This window comes from Streptomyces murinus (assembly GCF_002154555.1).
Lineage (GTDB): Bacteria > Actinomycetota > Actinomycetes > Streptomycetales > Streptomycetaceae > Streptomyces > Streptomyces murinus.
This window is the reverse complement of sequence record NZ_MUNF01000837.1, coordinates 262-1,080: the sequence shown is the minus strand read 5'-3', so window position 1 is coordinate 1,080 and position 819 is coordinate 262. Positions and strand designations below refer to the sequence as shown.

Here is an 819-nt window from a genome sequence, read left to right as displayed (position 1 = left end):
CGCGCCCGGATCACCTTCGGCCTGGTGGTGCTGCTCGCGGTGAGCTGCGCCGCGGTCGGGGTGGCCGCCGTGGTCGAGCTGAACGGCTTCCTCACCCAGCGCCTGGACGAACAGCTCGCCCAGGTCGGCACCCGGTTCCCGGAGAGCCTGGAGCACCACGGCAAGCTGCCCGACGACCACGACGGGGACGAGGAAGCCGACACCCGCCGGATGGCCACCGGCACCTTCGGCGCCTGCCTGCGGAGCGGCGCCGTCACGGACAAGGGACTCATCCGCTCCGGCGACCTCTCCGTCGACCTGGACATCACACTCACCGCGCGGGACGCCGAACGGCTCGCCCGGATCCCGGACGACGGCCGCCCGCACACCGTCGAACTCTCCGCCCTGGGCCACTACCGGGTCGTCGCCACCCCCGGCCGCGACGGCGACGTCCTGATGGCCGGGCTCCCGCTGAAGCCCGTCGAGGCGGCCGTGCACCGCCTGGAACTGGTCGCCGGGATCGTCTTCGGCCTCGCCCTCGTGACGGCCGGGGTGAGCGGCGCCCTCTGGGTCCGCTGGTCCCTGCGCCCCCTCGGCCGGGTCACCGCCACCGCCACCCGGGTCAGCGAACTCCCGCTCGCCAGCGGTGTGGTGGCACTGCCCCCGCGCGCCCCCGTCNNAGCCATGAGCTGCGCACCCCGGTCGCCTCGGTGCGCGGCCACGCCGAGCTGGGCCTGCTGCATCCGGGGCCGGTGCCACCGGAGATCACCCGGGCCCTGGAGCGCATCGCCGCCGAGTCCTCCCGGATGGGCCTGATGGTGGACGACCTGCTGCTGCTCG

Annotated in this window: 1 pseudogene; it reads left to right on the top strand. The window is 74.9% G+C overall.

From position 1 onward, the window contains the following. Nucleotides 1-819, top strand: a pseudogene (locus tag CCN72_RS35665) (histidine kinase dimerization/phospho-acceptor domain-containing protein); the annotation flags it as partial.